General features: G+C 72.9%; 1 protein-coding gene. It reads right to left on the bottom strand.

Annotation, left to right across the window (positions count from 1 at the left end; genetic code table 11):
• A partial coding sequence (locus H0H10_RS03815; protein WP_188179365.1) for a phosphopantetheine-binding protein occupies positions 1–280 on the bottom strand: 280 nt, incomplete at both ends.

Here is a 280-nt window from a genome sequence, read left to right as displayed (position 1 = left end):
CCCGCCACCAACGGCAACCGGCGGTCACCGGTGCCCTGGAGCCGGACGGCCAGTCCGGCCGGGGTGGGAGCCTCGAACAGCACCCGCAACGGCAACTCGACCCCGAGCACCGCACGCACCCGGCTCACCAGCCGCGTCGCCAGCAGCGAATGCCCACCCAGTGCGAAGAAGTCGTCCTCCACTCCCACCGACGGCAGCCCCAGGACCTCAGCGAACGCCTGGCAGAGCAGTTCCTCACGCAGGTTCGCCGCAGCCCGGCCGGAGCCCGCCCCGTACTCCG

Origin of the sequence: Streptomyces griseicoloratus, assembly GCF_014534645.1 — a bacterium.
In the GTDB taxonomy this organism is placed as follows: Bacteria; Actinomycetota; Actinomycetes; order Streptomycetales; family Streptomycetaceae; genus Streptomyces; species Streptomyces griseicoloratus.
The sequence above is the reverse complement of the archived record's forward strand: the minus strand, read 5'-3'. Positions and strand labels throughout refer to the sequence as shown.